This is a genomic window from Streptomyces sp. NPDC001027 (assembly GCF_040299045.1).
Taxonomy (GTDB): Bacteria; Actinomycetota; Actinomycetes; order Streptomycetales; family Streptomycetaceae; genus Streptomyces.
In genome coordinates, this window is the sequence record NZ_JBEPBI010000020.1 from 7,502 (window position 1) to 23,791 (window position 16,290).

7 protein-coding genes and 1 pseudogene are annotated in these 16,290 nt (G+C 71.5%); 3 read left to right on the forward strand and 5 right to left on the reverse strand.

All coding sequences use genetic code 11. The annotated features are described in order from the left end of the window. From ABT300_RS09155 to ABT300_RS09175, 5 genes and pseudogenes are all read right to left on the reverse strand, one after another. Positions 1–330: pseudogene (locus ABT300_RS09155) on the reverse strand (hypothetical protein); the annotation flags it as partial. Positions 331–601: 271 nt separating this feature from the next. Then, the gene (gene prfB, locus ABT300_RS09160) at positions 602–1,705 is read right to left on the reverse strand and encodes a peptide chain release factor 2 (protein WP_351673634.1); all 1,104 of its coding nucleotides are present in this window, start codon (positions 1,703–1,705) and stop codon (positions 602–604) included. 399 nt (positions 1,706–2,104) lie between these two features. Continuing rightward, positions 2,105–5,644, reverse strand: a complete 3,540-nt coding sequence (locus ABT300_RS09165) for a laminin G domain-containing protein (protein WP_351673636.1) — start codon at positions 5,642–5,644, stop codon at positions 2,105–2,107. A gap of 519 nt (positions 5,645–6,163) precedes the next feature. After that, a complete protein-coding gene (locus ABT300_RS09170; RefSeq protein WP_351673638.1) occupies positions 6,164–7,414 on the reverse strand; it encodes a serine/threonine-protein kinase in 1,251 nt (416 codons plus the stop codon). A 145-nt stretch (positions 7,415–7,559) separates the two neighbouring features. Then, the gene (locus ABT300_RS09175) at positions 7,560–9,254 is read right to left on the reverse strand and encodes a serine/threonine-protein kinase (RefSeq protein WP_351673640.1); all 1,695 of its coding nucleotides are present in this window, start codon (positions 9,252–9,254) and stop codon (positions 7,560–7,562) included. Positions 9,255–9,639: 385 nt separating this feature from the next. Here ABT300_RS09175 and ABT300_RS09180 point away from each other — a divergent pair, with 385 nt between their 5' ends. The 3 genes from ABT300_RS09180 (at position 9,640) to ABT300_RS09190 (ending at position 16,277) form a co-directional block, all read left to right on the forward strand. Then, complete coding sequence (locus ABT300_RS09180; RefSeq protein WP_351673675.1) at positions 9,640–13,377, forward strand: FHA domain-containing protein; 3,738 nt, start codon at positions 9,640–9,642, stop codon at positions 13,375–13,377. 170 nt (positions 13,378–13,547) lie between these two features. After that, positions 13,548–14,924 carry an ABC transporter substrate-binding protein gene (locus ABT300_RS09185; RefSeq protein ID WP_351673642.1) on the forward strand — a complete coding sequence of 459 codons (1,377 nt, stop codon included), beginning with the start codon at positions 13,548–13,550 and terminating at the stop codon, positions 14,922–14,924. 69 nt (positions 14,925–14,993) lie between these two features. Then, positions 14,994–16,277, forward strand: a complete 1,284-nt coding sequence (locus ABT300_RS09190) for a carbohydrate ABC transporter permease (protein WP_351673644.1) — start codon at positions 14,994–14,996, stop codon at positions 16,275–16,277. The last annotated feature ends 13 nt before the right edge of the window (positions 16,278–16,290 follow it).

The window sequence follows — 16,290 nt, forward strand, 5'->3', positions numbered from 1 at the left end:
CGAGCCGCCGTTGCCCGAGCCGCCGTTCTCGGAGCCGCCGTTGCCCGAGCCGCCGTTCTCGGAGCCGCCGTTGCCCGAGCCGCCGTTCTCGGAGCCGCCGTTGCCCGAGCCGCCGTTCTCGGAGCCACCGTCCGTGCAGACCGCGATCGGGCAGGGCTCGTCGCCCGTCTGCGGGGTGACGTCGCCCCCGCCGGACGTGGACACGAGACCGCTGAGGCCGCCGTCGTTGCCGGTGGCCGAGGCGACGCCCGCCACCGTCAGCGAGGCGCCCGCGGCGATCACGGCGCCGGCGGCTATGCGCGCGACCCGGATGCGCGTCTTCTTCGTCATATGGTTGCTACCCCCAGTAGCTGAATCGTCGATGAGGCCGCGCCGGGGGCTGTGATCGACGGGGGTAGCTGAGATCTAGCTGAATCCCCCCGGTTCACATGCGCCCCGGAGATACGCATGCCACACTGCACCCTCCCCATTTTTCAAAGCAGCGTCAAGGCCGTTGCGTACGCAATGTCCAAGTCAGGGCGCTTTGCGTGATGTTGGTGCTGTGAATGTGACGTAAAAAGCAACCGCCCCTGAATCAGGGGCGGTTGCTGTGTCGACAAACCTACTTCTCCTGCTGCTTGCGCCAGCGAATTCCGGCTTCCAGGAACCCGTCGATCTCACCGTTGAACACGGCCTCGGGGTTGCCGACCTCGTACTCGGTGCGCAGGTCCTTGACCATCTGGTACGGGTGCAGGACATACGAACGCATCTGGTTGCCCCAGGAGCTGCCGCCGTCCTTGAGGGCGTCCATCTTGGCCCGCTCCTCCTGGCGTTGCCGCTCCAGCAGCTTCGCCTGGAGGACGTTCATGGCCGTCGCCTTGTTCTGGATCTGCGACCGCTCGTTCTGACAGGAGACGACGATGCCGGTGGGAAGGTGGGTCAGACGCACCGCGGAGTCGGTGGTGTTGACGCCCTGGCCGCCCGGACCGGACGAGCGGTACACGTCGACGCGCAGCTCGGACTCGTCGATCTCGATGTGGTCGGTCTGCTCGACCACGGGGAGGATCTCGACGCCCGCGAAGGAGGTCTGCCGACGGCCCTGGTTGTCGAACGGCGAGATGCGCACGAGGCGGTGCGTGCCCTGCTCCACGGAGAGCGTGCCGTAGGCGTACGGCACCTGCACGGCGAAGGTGGTCGACTTGATGCCGGCCTCTTCGGCGTACGACGTCTCGTAGACCTCGGTCTTGTAGCCCTTCTGCTCCGCCCACCGCAGGTACATGCGCTGCAGCTTCTCGGCGAAGTCGGCCGCGTCGACGCCGCCCGCCTCGGCGCGGATGTTAACGAGCGCCTCACGGGCGTCGTACTCCCCGCTGAGGAGCGTGCGCACCTCCATCTCGTCGAGCGCCTTCCTGACGGAAGTGAGCTCGGACTCGGCCTCCGCGAGGGTGTCCGGGTCGTCCTCCTCCTGGGCCATCTCGAACAGCACGGCGAGATCGTCGATCCGGCCGCGCAGCGCGTCGGCCTTCCTGACCTCGGCCTGGAGGTGGGAGAGCTTGCTGGTGATCTTCTGCGCCTCGTCCGGGTTGTCCCACAGGGACGGCGCGGCCGCCTGCTCCTCGAGCACGGCGATGTCTGCCCTCAGCTTGTCGAGGTCCAGAACGGCCTCGATCGACTCCATGGTCGAGGAGAGGGACTTGAGCTCTTCGGATACATCGACGACTGCCACGCCTCCAGCCTAACGGACCCGGCATCCGACGGGCTCCGGTGAGCACCGCCCTCGGGAAGCCTGACCCTGCGACCGGGCTCTCCTCGAACCCGAGAAGTGCATCTGAGAGCTTCCTCTACCTGAATAGCCGAAGCCTCCCGCCGGTAGCCGCGACCAATCGCATTACCCCAGACGGCCCTCTCACCCCATCCATTCGGTCCCGTTCGTCAAAATCCAGCCATAGCGAGTACGGGACGACTGAAGAATTTACTGAAAACAATCAGGCGGTGATGAACCGCCGCGAAAGCACCCGACATCACCGCCCATCCGCGTATGAGTGGAAGAGCATTTCCTCCGCAGCACATGTTCCTTATTCGATTCCCGGGGAGGGCAACCTTGGCTGCCCTCCCCAGGCCTTATTCAGTCGCCGACGCTCTCATCGATTTGCGCGCTGCTGGCCATCGCTCCCGCCCACAGGCGCACCTCCCATATCCGACCGGGCAGATAATGCTTCCAGGCACCGGCGGCAAATCCCTTTCCGATCGTGAAGTCACCACTGCCGAGCTTGACCGTGAAGGATCGGGCGCTGCCGTTCTGGTTGTGTCCGAGGTAGAGACTGACCGTTCCCTCCAAGGAGTCATACGTACCGGTCAGTCGCACCGGGCTGCCCAACTCGGCAACGTCGTCGGAGACAACGGACGAGAAACTGCCGTCATCGTTGATACGTCCGAAGTGCCAGTGCCCAACAGGAACGGTCCGCTCCTCCAGAGCCTCTTCATCCCATACCGTCGGTTTGCCGGTGAGCTGGTAGAAGAACCCCCAAGCAGACCCGTCCGCGGTGCGCTGCCCCAGCACTTGCCCCACATAGCCGACATTCTTGGCCAGGATCTTCGCGGGATCCAGTTGAACCAGAGTCGTCACAGTGAACGCACCGTGCTCGTTGACCACCGGGCCGGTTGTGGTCGCCGCGTCGTCGACCCCGTCGAACACGGCAGCGCCCTCCTCCAGCGTGGCTCCAGCCGTCAGAGTCAGACTCTTGCCGTAGCCGGAAGTGCTGTCGGGAATGGTCGGACCCGAACCACGTTCGGCGTTCCAGTCCGCCACCAGTTCGACGCCTGCAAACGTGTCACCCGCCACCAGCAGTCGGGCCTCTTCAGCGATCTCTCGTGCAGTCAGCGCCCGCTGCCAGACGGCGACTTCGTCGATCGACCCCTGGAAGTAATACCCGGGGCCCGTGCTGAACTCGTGCCGTCCGAAACTCAGTGGGGCGGTCGACGGGTACGAGCCTGCCACGCTCTGGCCCTGGTACTGCCGTCGGCCGTCCACATAGAGCATCAGCTTGCCCGTCGACGGATCGTAGGTGCCGGCCAGGTGCGTCCACACGCCGATCTGTGCCGGGTAGACCGCATATTGCCCCGTATACATGTCGGTGGCACCCGGTTGCCGGATGCCGAAGCACCAGGTTTTGTTATGCGCCTCGTACTCCAGGAGGAACGGGCTGCTGACGCTGTCCCTCGTCGAGAGCACAGCGGCATCGCGGTCGTCGCGTTCCAGCCGTACCCAGGCAGAAAGAGTGAAGGCCGAGCGGGTCTCGAGAACACGGGCGTTCGTCTGGGCGTAGGCAGTGGACCCGTTCAAGGACAAGCCGGCATCAGTGACCGGCGTCTCCAGCGGAAGGCCACTGGAGTCCTTCGTGATCACTCCACGGCGCCCCTTGTCGTCGCGCACTGCGCCACCCGCCAGCGTGGCGTTGTCCTCGCCATCGGATGTCGCCGAGTCCAACGCAGCACCGCTCGCCTCTGCGAAGTGCCACCGCCCGACCGGCCCCTCGCCCGCACTCACCAGGAAGTCGACTGCCATCTCCGCGCCGTAGCGGCCGGTGCCGACGCTGTCTTTGGCTCGCGCATACAGCGTGGTCAGGCCTGACTTATCCGGCGCGAAGGTGATCGTCTTGGTCAAGCCCATCTGGTCAGCCGACCACGCCTCCTCACCAGACAACCTGTACTGGTAGCCCGCGACATTCGTCTCCCCCGGCGCAGGCGCGAACGTGAACGTGCCCTTCACGCCCGGTCCACCTCGGCCCGTACAGGCGTTGGCCGTGCACTCGGTATACGGGGAACCGATGGTCACCATCGGAGCCTTAGGCGCGGTCGGATCGACTTTGAAGTAACAGGGCGTGCTGTAACCGGAGTTCAAGCGGTTACTGCCGTCTTCATAGTGCGAGAGTGTCACGGCCTTCAGCCGGTAGAGGACTCCTTCCTGCAGCGTCGGCAAGCTTCTCGACTGCTTGACTGAATCTCCGACATAGCCGGATGTCGGACCGTCGATGTCCGTGTGGGCGACAGTCCACGTCGTACCGTCGTACTTCTCCGTCCGCCACCGGATCCGAAGACTCGCGCCGGCCGAACCGCCGGAGGCAGTCCTTGGCTTGCCCTGCACCTGCGGCGTTGGGTCGGACACCATATTCGGAGACGCCGAGCTGCTCGAGCACACATATGAAGAGCCTGTGGTCACACCGACCTCGGTGGGCAGGGCTGGCAGCCCCACGTACTTCACTGCGATTACGGCATCGTTCTTGAACCGCTTCCACGCCGAGGCGTCAGACTCGTCGTGCGCCCGGACCTCGAGCGTGAGCATGGAGAACTTGCCCGCAGCGAAGTCGCGCACTGTCGGCGTCAAGTTCTCGTTCTTCTCCTCCGCGCTGTCGTTGAACTCAATGGGCGCATCCGGCGAATCTGGGTCGCACAGCGAGCCGCGACCGGCTGAGACATTGCGGTCCACCATGAGGTCCAGCTCCGCCGGCCGTGTCGACCACGTGGTGGAGGATGAGATGTTGTTCGTCCGAACCAGGTCAACCCAACGCGGATCACACTGGAACGCCCAGGGCTCCGTCACCCTGAAAGTGGCGTCCAGAACCTTCTTGCCCTTCAGGCTGGCAGGCGAGAACTCGAAATACAGGCGCTGTGTATAGCCCGGGCCACAGTAATAGCCGTTCCAGGTGCCGCACTTGCCGACGCCTTTCCCGAGATCGTCGTCACCGTTGTTCCAACCGTACGACTCGTAGCCGTCGCTACGCAGTAGTGTGCGTTCCGACTGACCCCAGGTGATGGTCGGGTCTATGAACAGGGGGAATGCCGATTCCTTGGATTTAGTGAGCATCTCCGCGTCCGGGATAACCGAAAGCGAGTCTTTGGCTATCGCGACCTCCATACGGGCCACGTTGTCGCCTTGCCCCGGTTCGGATCCGGAACCCGACGGCGTCGTCTCCGACCGGTCGGCCGACTGCGGCTCATCGGTCCTGGCTCGTCCGACCGCCATCAACTGCGTCTGCGGCCCGGAGGCCATACCTGCCGAGTCCCACATCTGGGCCGGCGGTGATTTGAACACTGTACGGCCGCTGTCGTCGACAGCCGTGAAGTTGCCGGACGCCCCTTCGCGCACTTCCAAGCCCACCGTCTTGAGCCCGAACGTGAGCTTTCTCAACTTCTCGCTCGTCGCTGCCTCGGCCGTCTTGACCACAAACACTGGTTGGAAGCTCTCCGGCGTCGTGTTCACCTTCAGGTCCACACCCGGCAACACCTCCACGTACAGAGCGCTGGACCCCTCAATCTGCGGCTCCGGAAGCGTCCCGGGCCACCGCAGTTCCAGCGACTTTCCCTCGTCCTCGATCCGGGCGAGCGGCTTCTGCGCGCCTCCGCCTGAGAAGGCCATGCCCACAGCGGATGCCTTGGGTTCCACCACGCCGTTGGTACGTTTCACCAGCGTTGCATCCGGAGCCCTCCAACCGCCTCCCGGTTTTGCCACACGAACGGGAACTGCGGACTCCTGCAACGTGAAGCTGAAGCCGTCAGGATTCGCATAGACGGTTGTCCGCTCGGAACGTTCGCCCTTCACCTCGACCTGTCGACCCGACTTTTCCGCCTGCGCCAACGCCTGCTGCGCCTCGTTGGGAGCACCCACTGTACCCGTAAGGGGAAAGGCGGACGCCCGCTGAACGGGTGCGACACCAACCGCCAGTAGCGCAACGCAAGTGACGGATACCGCCCCGAAACCCCCCAGTAAGGCATGGGCATGACATTCTGTCGAGCCTCTGCCGCCCCGCTTAATTCGCACTGAGACGCCCCCACAGTCACGTGATCTTCAAGTCCCCACATCCAAGGCCTCTCAGTTACCTCCCGTCAAGGTGACATCACCAAGCGCAGCGCTCCCGCCGTGACCAGAGCGCCCTGCACCGCTGGTGGGTGCAGTAAGGACGCGAGTAACCCGTCTGGCAAGATGCCGCGCCAGGTCAGCGCGACGCGCCCGTTCCCACCCGTCCGGCCGAGCGTCGGCCGGCGTACGCAAAGACGCGAGCAGCAGCCCTGAGCGGACCAGCGCGGGCGGTGTGGCACATCCATCCGCTCCCCATTCAGCCGCCGGGGAGATCCAGTGAATTCGCCTCCGCCTTTCGGCGTTCAAAGGACCGCTTCGCGAACTTCCCTAGGGCGTCGCCGTTGCAGAGCTGCTCTTCGTGTCCTGCGGGGTGGCTCCTGCGTCGTCGCCCGAGGTGAGCGCCCAGGTGCCGATGCCGGCTGCCGCGACCAGCGCGGCCGCCGCCACGCTCAGCGTGATGCGTCGGCGGCGGGCGGCGGAACGGTTGCGTGCCGAGCCGGGACGCGGCGCCCCGGCGGCCCTCGGCACCCGCGCGGTGCCGTGCGCCCCGCCCGCCAGCTCGTCCGGCGCGGGCACCCGCATCGACGTGTGGGTGTCCCGGTTGGAGTCCGGCTTCGCGCCCGGCACCAGCGGGACCGAGCCCCGTCGCTCCCGCCGCGCGGAGGCGGGCGCGGCGGACGCGGCGGGCGTCACGTCGTCGGACTCGCCGCCCTCCGGCTCGGCGTCCGGCTCGTCCACGTCCAGCGGCGGCATCCCGGCCAGCGACGGCAGCTGCTCGCGCAGCCGGGCGGCCAGCTCGGACGCCCGCAGCCGGGACGCCGGCGCCTTCGCCAGGCACTGCACGATGAGCTGCCACAACTCGTCCGGGATGCCGGGGAGCGGGGCGACGGACTCCGTCACATGCCGGCGCAGCACCGCGCCCGGGTGGCCGCCGCCGAACGGGGTGAAGCCCGCGAGCAGCTCGTAGAGCACCGTGGCCAGCGCGTAGATGTCGACGGAGGCGCGTGGCGGCAGGCCCTCGACGATCTCCGGAGCCAGGTAGTCGGGCGTGCCGATGATCTTGGTGGCGCGGGTCCGTTTGGGGGTGTCGATCAGTTTAGCGACGCCGAAGTCGGTCAGCAGCGCGCGGTGGGAGCCGCCGGGGCCGAGCGGGCCCTGCATGTCGAGGAGCACGTTCTCCGGTTTGACGTCGCGGTGCACGACCCCGGCCGCGTGGGCGGCGGCCAGCCCTTCGGCGACGTCCGCCACGATCGCCACGGCGGCCTCCGGCGCGAGCCGCCGTTCGCGTTCGAGGCGGGTGCGCAGGTCGGTGCCGCGGACCAGGTCCATGACGAGCGCCAGGTCGTTGCCGTCGACCACGAGATCGCGGACGGACACCACATGGGGGTGCTCCAGGCCGAGCAGCGCGGTGCGCTCCTGCACGAAGCGCCCCACGAGCTCCTCGTCGGAGGCGAGGTCCTCGCGCAGCAGCTTGACGGCGACGGGCCCCTCCGGTCCCTCGCCCAGCCACACCGTGCCGGCGCTGCCCCGTCCCAGGATCTGGTGGGCGGTGTACCGGCTGCCGATCTTCCGTGCCAAGGCTGCTCCTACAGACGCGTGTTGCCCATCAAAGTACGCGTCCTGAGAGCCAACCTTCACCGCGGAGACGGAAATCACCCGCCGGATGTCGACAAGTCCACAGACTCATGTCGGACTCGCGGTCGGCTCGGAGCCTGCGGGACGGTCAGCCGGCGCCGCTGCCGCCGGAGCTCGAGCCCAGATCGCTGATCCATCCGGTGATGTCGTGGAACCAGCCGCTGATGAGCTTCCAGTAGCTCTGCCCCGTGCCGATCCAGTCCTGCAGCGGGGTCAGCTCCCAGACCAGCCAGCCGGCCACGAACAGGATGACGATCGTGAACAGGCAGCCCTTCAGGCAGCCCAGCCCGGGGATCTTCATCGGGTTGGCGCCGCGCTGCCGGGGCTCGCGCGGCTGCCGGGGCTCGGCCTGCGGCCGCTGGCGCGGCTGCTGCTGGGGCGTGGGCGCCGGCGCGTACCGCTGGGGCTGCTGCTGCGGCTGCTGGGCCGGCGCGTACTGCTGCTGCGGCTGCGGCTGCGGCTGCCCCGGGTACCCGTAGCCGGCCTGCGGCTGGGGGCGCTGCGGCGGCCGCTGCTGCTGGTAGGGCTGGGGCGGCTGCTGCGGCTGGCGGGACACCTGCCGCTGGGGGCGGCGGCGCAGCGGGTCCTCGCCCGGGTCGAGGTACTGCTGGACCTGGGTCTGCTCGTTGCGGTCGCGGGCGCCCTGCATCTGGGTCTGCCAGGGGTGCGGCTGCTCGGGCGGCGGCGTCGGCCCGCCGTACTGGTTCGGCGGCACCGGCGGCAGGACGGCCGTCGGGTCGGCCGCGCCGTGCGGACCGCCCGTGTGGGGCAGGACGGCGGTGGGGTCGGCGGCGCCGGCCGGGCCGCCCGTGTGCGGCAGGACGCTGGTGGCGGCGTTCGGGTCGTAGCCGCCGCCGGGCACGGCTGCGGGCGCCGGGTCGGGCGCGAGCACATGGCCGACGCCGTCCGCCGCGGCGATCTGCATCGAGTTGGCGTGCACGCCGATGCCCTCGGCGACGATCCGCAGCCCGCGCGCGAGGTTCTCGGCGCTCGGACGGTCGTCGGGGTTCTTGCGCAGGCAGCGCTCGATGACCGTCCAGAGCGGGTCGGGGACGGTGGAGGGCCGGCGCGGCTCGGCGTTCAGGTGCTGGTGCAGGACCTCGAGGGCGGAGCCGCCGGAGAACGGCGGACGGCCGGTGACCAGCTCGTACAGCAGGATGCCGGCGCCGTAAATGTCGACGGCGGAGGTCTGCGGGCGGCCCTCGGCGGACTCCGGGGCCACGTACGCGGGCGTGCCGACGAATTCGCTGGTCCGGGTCAGGCCCGGGGAGTCGGCGAGGCGCGCGATGCCGAAGTCCGTGAGCAGCGGGTGCATCTGCCCGCCGTTCTGCATCATCAGGACGTTGGCGGGCTTCAGGTCGCGGTGCACGACGCCGTCGGCGTGGCTGGCGGCGAGCGCGTCGGCGACCTGCGCGGTCAGCAGGGCGGCGGCGACCGGCGTGAAGGGGCCGTTCTCGCGCAGATAGCGGTGCAGGTCGGGACCGTCGACGAGGTCCATGACCAGCGCCAGCAGGTCGCCCTCGACCACCAGGTCGCGGACCCGGACGATGTTCGGGTGGGTCAGGCGCAGCAGCACGGACCGCTCCCGCAGGAAGCGCATCACGACGTCGGGGTCGTTCGCGAGCTCCTCCTTGAGGACCTTGATCGCGACGGTCTCCCCGGGCTGGCCGGCCACGGCCGCCTCGGCGCCCGCGGTCTCGCGCTGGCGGGCTCGCCAGACGGTGCCCGTGGCGCCGCGTCCGAGCGGCTCCTCGAGCAGGTACTTGCTGCCTACCGGCCGCACGTCATGCGCTCCCTGCTGCTTGCTTGCCAGTCCTGCCAGTCCCGCCGATCCGCCGGGCTTCCCGGTCCCGCTCGGCTGTCCTGACGGTGTTCCGACCCACTGTAGTGCCGCGGTGCTGACACCGGGCGGTCGTCGCATTTCGAAGGAAAGACGTTTTGCCCGGTCGTCTTGGTTGCCCGAGCCGGACGTGACCGATCTCAACTGATCGTCGGCGGGCCACTTGTCCGGCACTTTTACGGGCAGAGCCGACCAATCAAGATCACTTGTCCCCGGCTGGTGGGCGCGTTGTCAGTGACAGGTGCGAGGATGCCTGCAGTACTGGCCGCTGTGCTCGTGTGGGGTGGGGGGGAAGCCCGCGCCCGTGCAGAAGGGACCGCTGACGGCGATGCAGATCCGGCTGACCGTCGTAGACCCGCAGGGCCCGCCCGGCCCGCCTGCCGACGCCCGGGCCCGGGCCGCGAGCTGCGACGTACTGGTCACCGCTCCCGCCGGCACGGCCCTGGCCGAGGTGGCGTCCGCGCTGGCCGCCGCCGTCAGCGGGGAGGGCTCCGCCTCGTCGCCGTCCGCCGCGGCGGTCGTGCTGTACGCGGGCGTGGAGCGGCTCGACGGCCGCCGGTGCACTCTCGGCGAGCCCCCGCTGATCGACGGCGCGGTGCTGTCCCTGGGCGCGCCGGCCGACCCCGAGCCGCATCCCGAGGTCGACGAGGCCCCGGCCCGCCTGCACGTGGTGGCCGGGCCGGACGCGGGCGGAGTGCACCTGCTGCACGGCGGCCAGGTCCGGGTGGGCCGTTCGGCCGACGCCGACATCCCGCTGGACGACCCGGACGTCTCCCGGCTGCACTGCGCGGTGACGCTCTCGGCCGACGGGCGGGTCACGGTCGCCGACCTCGGCTCCACCAACGGCACCGCGCTGGACGGCACGCGCGTGCAGACCCGTCCCGTGCGCCTCGCCCCCGGCGCCCTGTTGCGGGTCGGCGAGTCGGCCCTGCGGCTGGCCCCGCCCGGCGGCCCGGGCCCCCGGGTGGCGACGACGCCGGACGGCGAGGGGCACGTACGGGTGCCCTGCCGGGACGGGGACACGGCGGCCGGATCCACCGCCGGGTCTTCGGGCGACGTCCCCATGACCGGGCCTTCGGGCGGCGCTCCCGCGGGCGTGGGGGGTCCGCCGAGCGCCACAGGAGCGGTGGGGCCGACGCAGTCGACGCAACCGGCGGGACCGTCGGGTGAGACCGGCCACGCGTACGGCGCCGCGGACTGGAGCGCCTCGGGGGACGCCCGCGGCGAACGGCTGCGGGGCGCCCGGGACATCCCCCGCGCGTCCCCCGTCGTACCGGGCCAGGGCGCGGCGCCGCGCATCGAGAGCCGGTTCGCGGGCGAGGGTTCCGCGCGCGCGGCGGGCGGGGGTTCCGCCGCCACCCACGGCGGCCACGCGGGCATCGGCGCGTTCCCGGCCGCGCACGACGAGGGCGCCCGCGGACCGCACACCGCCCACCCCGCGACCTCGGGCGCCGATGACACCGGCGCCGGCTCGCGGCACGACTCCGCCTCGGCCGACGGCGCCTTCTCCTCGTTCCCCTCCTTCGGCGACGCCTCCGGCGACCCCGGGGAGGTCGACCACGCCGGCGCCGGCCGCAAGGGCACCCCCCTGCGCGGTACCGACGTCCCGGCGGGCGTGCGCCGCCGCGGAGGCCTCTCCGCCTGGGCGCGACGGCTGGCCGGAGGCCGCGGCGGCGGCCAGGACGAGTCCGCCGCCGGCGCGCCCGACGGGGAGACGGCAGCGGCCGAGGACCGGCCTTCGGCCGCCGTGCCCGCCGCGCCCGAGACCTGGCCCGACCCGGCGGCGCTGCTGCTGACGGCGCTGGGCCCCGGCCCCCGGCTGTGGGAGCGCGGGCCGGGGCACCCGGAGGCGCTCACCGTGCGGCTCGGCACGGCCGACCGGGCGGCGCCCGACGGCTCGGGTCTGCTGCCCGCGGTGCCGGTCACGGCGGATCTGCGCGAGGTCGGCGCGCTCGGCCTGGCCGGGCCGCGCCCGCGGCTGTCCGGGCTGGCGCGCGCGGTGCTGGCCCAGCTCGCCGCGCTGCACTCCCCCGACGCCCTGGAGATCGTCCTGATCAGCACGGACCGGGGGCGTTCCGAGGAGGAGCGCACCGCCGAGTGGTCCTGGCTGGGCTGGCTGCCCCATCTGCGCCCCGGGCACGGACAGGACTGCCGGCTGCTCCTCGCCTACGACCGCGACCAGGCCGCGGCCCGCACGGACGAACTCCTGCGCCGCCTGGAGGACTGCCTCGCGGACCACGCGGGCGGAACCGACGGCGCGGGACGGGCGGGCGACGCGGCCGGACCGGGCGGCGCGGGCGGACCGGGCGACGCGGCCGGACCGGGCGGCGCGGGCGGACCGGGCGGTTCGCGGGCGGTCGTCCCCGGCCAGGCGTCCCCGCCGGTCCCCGGACAGGCGTCCCCGCCCCGGGACACGGTCCGCCGCCCCTCCTGGGCGGTGGCGGACGACCCTGCCTTCGGCGGCTTCCCCGGCCCGTACACGGTGGTCGTCGTGGACGGCGATCCCGGCGGCGCCGATCTGCGGCAGGCGGTGGCACGGCTGGCGGCGGCCGGTCCGCGCGCCGGGATACACGTGGTGTGCCTGGCGGAGACGCCCGCCGCCTCGCCCTCCTCGCCGGTGACCGACACCTACGAGGCGGCCTGCGCGGCGGCGCCCACGTTCCGTGCGTGCGGGGCGGTCGCGCTGCTCAGCGGGGACGTGGCGACGGCGCTGCGGCTGCTGCGGGTCGCGCCGGCCGGAGCGCGGACGGAGCGGCCCGGCCCGGTGGGACCGGGCACGGTCGGCGCGGTGGACGCGGTCTCCGCCGCCTGGGCCGAGCGCTTCGCGCGGGCGCTCGCGCCGTTGCGCCCGGACGGCGCGGGGGCGGGCGAGGGGCACCCGCGGGTGTCCGCGCCGCTGCCGCCGTCGGCCCGGCTGCTGGACGAGCTGGGTCTCGCCCGGGCGACGCCCGCGTCCCTGATGGCCCGCTGGGCGGACGCGGCCGACGACACCGCCGCGCTGGGCGGACGGGTGCGTGCCGTGCTCGGCGCGGGCCCGCGCGGCCCGGTCGGCGTCGACCTCGTGGCCGAGGGCCCGCACGTGCTGATCGAGGGGCCGGGCGGCAGCGGGCGCACCGAGCTGCTCCGGGCGTTCGTCGCCTCGCTGGCCGCCGCCGAACGGCCCGAGCGGCTCGGCGTGATCCTGCTGGACGGCCGCGACACCGTGGGCCAGGGCGGCGCCGGCGACGGCCTGCGGGTGTGCACGGACGTCCCGCACGTCAGCGCCCATCTCACCGCCAACGACCCGGTCCACATGCGGGAGTTCGCGCAGTCGCTGAGCGCCGAGCTGAAGCGGCGGGCCGAGCTGCTGGACCGCTCCGACTTCGCGCAGTGGCACATGCACCGCGCGGTCTCCGGCCGTGTCGTCCCGCAGCGCACCCCGGGAGCGCCCCCGGCCGGGGCGGGCGCGGGCGTCGGGGCGGGCGCGGGCGCCGCCGATCTGGACAGCCCGTCCAGCGCGACGCTCCGGCTGCGGCCCGGGGCGGCGGCCCGGCAGCGGGCCGAGACGCCGCCCCCGCTGCCCCGTCTGGTGGTCGTCGTCGACGACCTGGACGCGCTCGTCTCCCCCGCCCTGGGTTCCCCGGGCCGGCCCGCCGCCGGCTCGGTGATGCGGGCGCTGGAGGCGGTGGCCCGCGAGGGCGAGCGCCTCGGCGTCCATCTGGTGGCCGCGACCGGGCCCGGCGGCCGTACCGCGGAGTCCGAGCCGGCCCGCCGCGCCACCGTGCGCATCACCCTCGACGCGCCGGGCTCCGGACCGGACGAACCGGCGCCGGGCCGTGGCCGCCTCCACGGCGCGGACGGCCGTCCGACGCCCTTCCAGGGCGGCCGTGTCACGGGCCGCATCCCCCGCACGGCGACCCAGCGCCCCACCGTGGTCCCCGTGGACTGGCGCCGCATGGGCGATCCGCCCACCCGCAGACCCGTGCGGGAACTGGGCAACGGCCCCACCGACCTGGCCCTCCTGGCGAGCGCCCTGGAGAGGGCGGCCGGCCGGCACACCGCCCGGTCCAGCCCGTCGGGGGTGTGAGGCCCGGCCGCCGAGGCGCGCCGCCCCGCGGGCGGCGCTCACGATCACGACGCGGTCACGATCCCCCGCTTGACAGCGTGGGCGCTCTTGCCGACCCCCAGCACCCGGCGTAGACCAGTTGCCACGGGACAGCGCTCAACGTTCGACGACGAACGAAGAACGGGGCAGTGATGCGCAGTACGAGCAACACCATCCGGACACGCAGGACCGTGAGGGCGGCGGCCACGCTCCTGGCGGGGGCCCTGGCGCTCTCGCTCGGCGCCTGCGGAAGCGACGACGACAAGAGCAGCGACGGCGGCACGACGGCCGAGGAGACCGGCGCCTCCGTCACCCTTCCCAAGCTGGACGGCAAGAGCCTGGAGGTGGCCGCCGTCTGGACCGGCGCCGAGCAGGCCAACTTCAAGAAGGTCCTCGCGCAGTTCGAGAAGCGCACGGGCGCCAAGGTCACCTTCGTGCCCGCCCAGGACCCGATCATCAACTTCCTCGGCTCCAAGGTCGCCGGCGGGCAGCCGCCGGACGTCGCGATGCTCCCGCAGCCGGGCGCCATCAAGCAGGCCGTGGACAAGGGGTGGGCGAAGCCGCTGGGCGCGACGGCCCTGAAGGAGCTGCAGAAGAACTACTCGCAGGGCTGGCAGGACATCGGCAAGATCGGCGGCAAGCAGTACGGCGTCTACTACAAGGCCGCCAACAAGTCGCTGATCTGGTACAACGCCAAGGTCTTCGAGAACGCGGGAGCGTCCGAACCGAAGACGTGGGACGAGTTGCTCAGCACCGCGCAGACGGTCTACGACTCCGGCGTCACGCCGTTCTCGGTGGGCGGCGCGGACGGCTGGACCCTGACCGACTGGTTCGAGAACGTCTACCTCTCGCAGGCGGGCCCGGAGAAGTACGACCAGCTGGCCAAGCACGAGATCAAGTGGACCGACCCGTCGGTGAAGGCCGCGCTGACGACGCTGGCGCAGGTCTGGGGCAAGAAGGACTACATCGCCGGCGGCGCGGCCGGGGCGCTGCAGACCGACTTCCCGACGTCGGTGACGCAGACGTTCTCCGGCGGTGACCAGCCCAAGGCGGCCATGGTCTACGAGGGCGACTTCGCGCAGGTCAACATCGTGCAGGCCGGTGCGAAGGTCGGCACGGGCGCGAAGGTGTTCCCGTTCCCGGCGGTCGGCGGCAGCTCGCCGGTGGTCTCCGGCGGCGACGCGGCGGTCATCCTGAAGGACTCCGAGGCGGCCCAGGCGCTGGCCACCTTCCTGGCCTCGCCGGAAGCGGCGACCATCCAGGCGAAGCTGGGCGGCTACCTCTCGCCCAACAAGAACGTGCCGGAGTCGGCGTACCCGAACCCGGTGCAGCAGAGGATGGCCAAGGCGCTGATCGCGGCCGGCGACGACTTCCGCTTCGACATGTCCGACCAGGCCCCGCAGGCCTTCGGCGGCACGCCCGGCAAGGGCGAGTGGAAGGCGCTGCAGGACTTCCTGAAGAACCCGACGAACGTGGCCGGCACCCAGGCGACGCTGGAGTCGGGCGCGGCCGCGGCGTACGGGAACTGACGCGGCGTGACGACGCCCGCGACGGCGGGGGCTCCCGGAGCCCCCGCCCCTCCCCGCACGCGCAGGAGCGTGACCGGCACCCGCAGGACGGTGGCGGCGCTGTTCCTGCTGCCCGCCCTCGTGCTGCTCGGCGCGCTCGTGGTCTACCCCATCGGGTACTCGGTCGTGCGCAGCTTCTACGACCAGTCCGGCGACGGCTTCGCCGGAGCCGACAACTACCGGGCCCTCTTCACGGACGACGGCATCCGCACCGCGCTGAAGAACAACGTGATCTGGGTGGTGTTCGCGCCGACGGTGGCGACCGCGCTCGGTCTGATCTTCGCGGTGCTGACCGAACGGGTGCGCTGGGGCACCGCGTTCAAGCTGGTCGTCTTCATGCCGATGGCGATCTCGATGCTCGCCGCCGGCATCATCTTCCGGCTGGTCTACGACCAGGACCCGGACAAGGGCGTCGCCAACGCGGTGTGGGTGGGCGTGCACGACACGTTCGCCGAGGCGTCGGCGTTCCCGAAGGCGCACCCGGGCCGCGACTCGCCGCTGCGGTCCGAGAAGGGCGGCGGCTTCGTCACCCGGTCGGCGGTGCGCGCCGGAGACCCGGTCTCGCTTCCCCTGGTCGGCGTCGCGCCCGACCAGATGCCGGGCGGGGCGAAGGGGGCCGTGGCGGCGCGGCCCGAGCCGGGGAAGGTCACCGGCACCGCCTGGCAGGACTTCACCCGCGGCAAGGGCGTCGGCAGGCTCGGCGTCCCCGACCCCTCCGAGCTGGGCTACACCGGGATGCGGATCGAGGCGGTGAAGGACGGCAAGGTCGTCGCGTCGACGAAAGCGGCCGCCGACGGCACCTTCACGCTTCCGGCCGCGGCCGACGGCGCCCTGCTGCGGCTCCCCGCGAGCAACTTCACGGAGGCGTACAACGGCCTGGACTGGCTGGGCCCCTCGCTGGTCACGCCGGCGATCATCGGCTCGTACATCTGGATGTGGGCGGGCTTCGCGATGGTGCTGATCGCGGCCGGGCTGGCCGGGGTGCCGCGCGAGCTGCTGGAAGCGGCACGCGTGGACGGCGCCAACGAGTGGCAGGTGTTCCGCAGGGTCACCGTCCCGCTTCTCGCGCCGGTCCTCGCGGTCGTCGCCGTCACTCTGATGATCAACGTGCTGAAGGTGTTCGACCTGGTGTTCATCATCGCCCCGGGCTCCTCGCAGGACGACGCGAACGTGCTCGCCCTGGAGCTGTACCGCAAGGGCTTCTCCGAGGACCAGCCGGGCGTCGCCAGCGCGATCGCGGTGTTCCTGCTGCTCCTGGTGATTCCGGTGATGTGGTTCAACGTGCGGCGGCTGCGACGGGAGGTGCGGCGGTGACGAAGCGACTCGC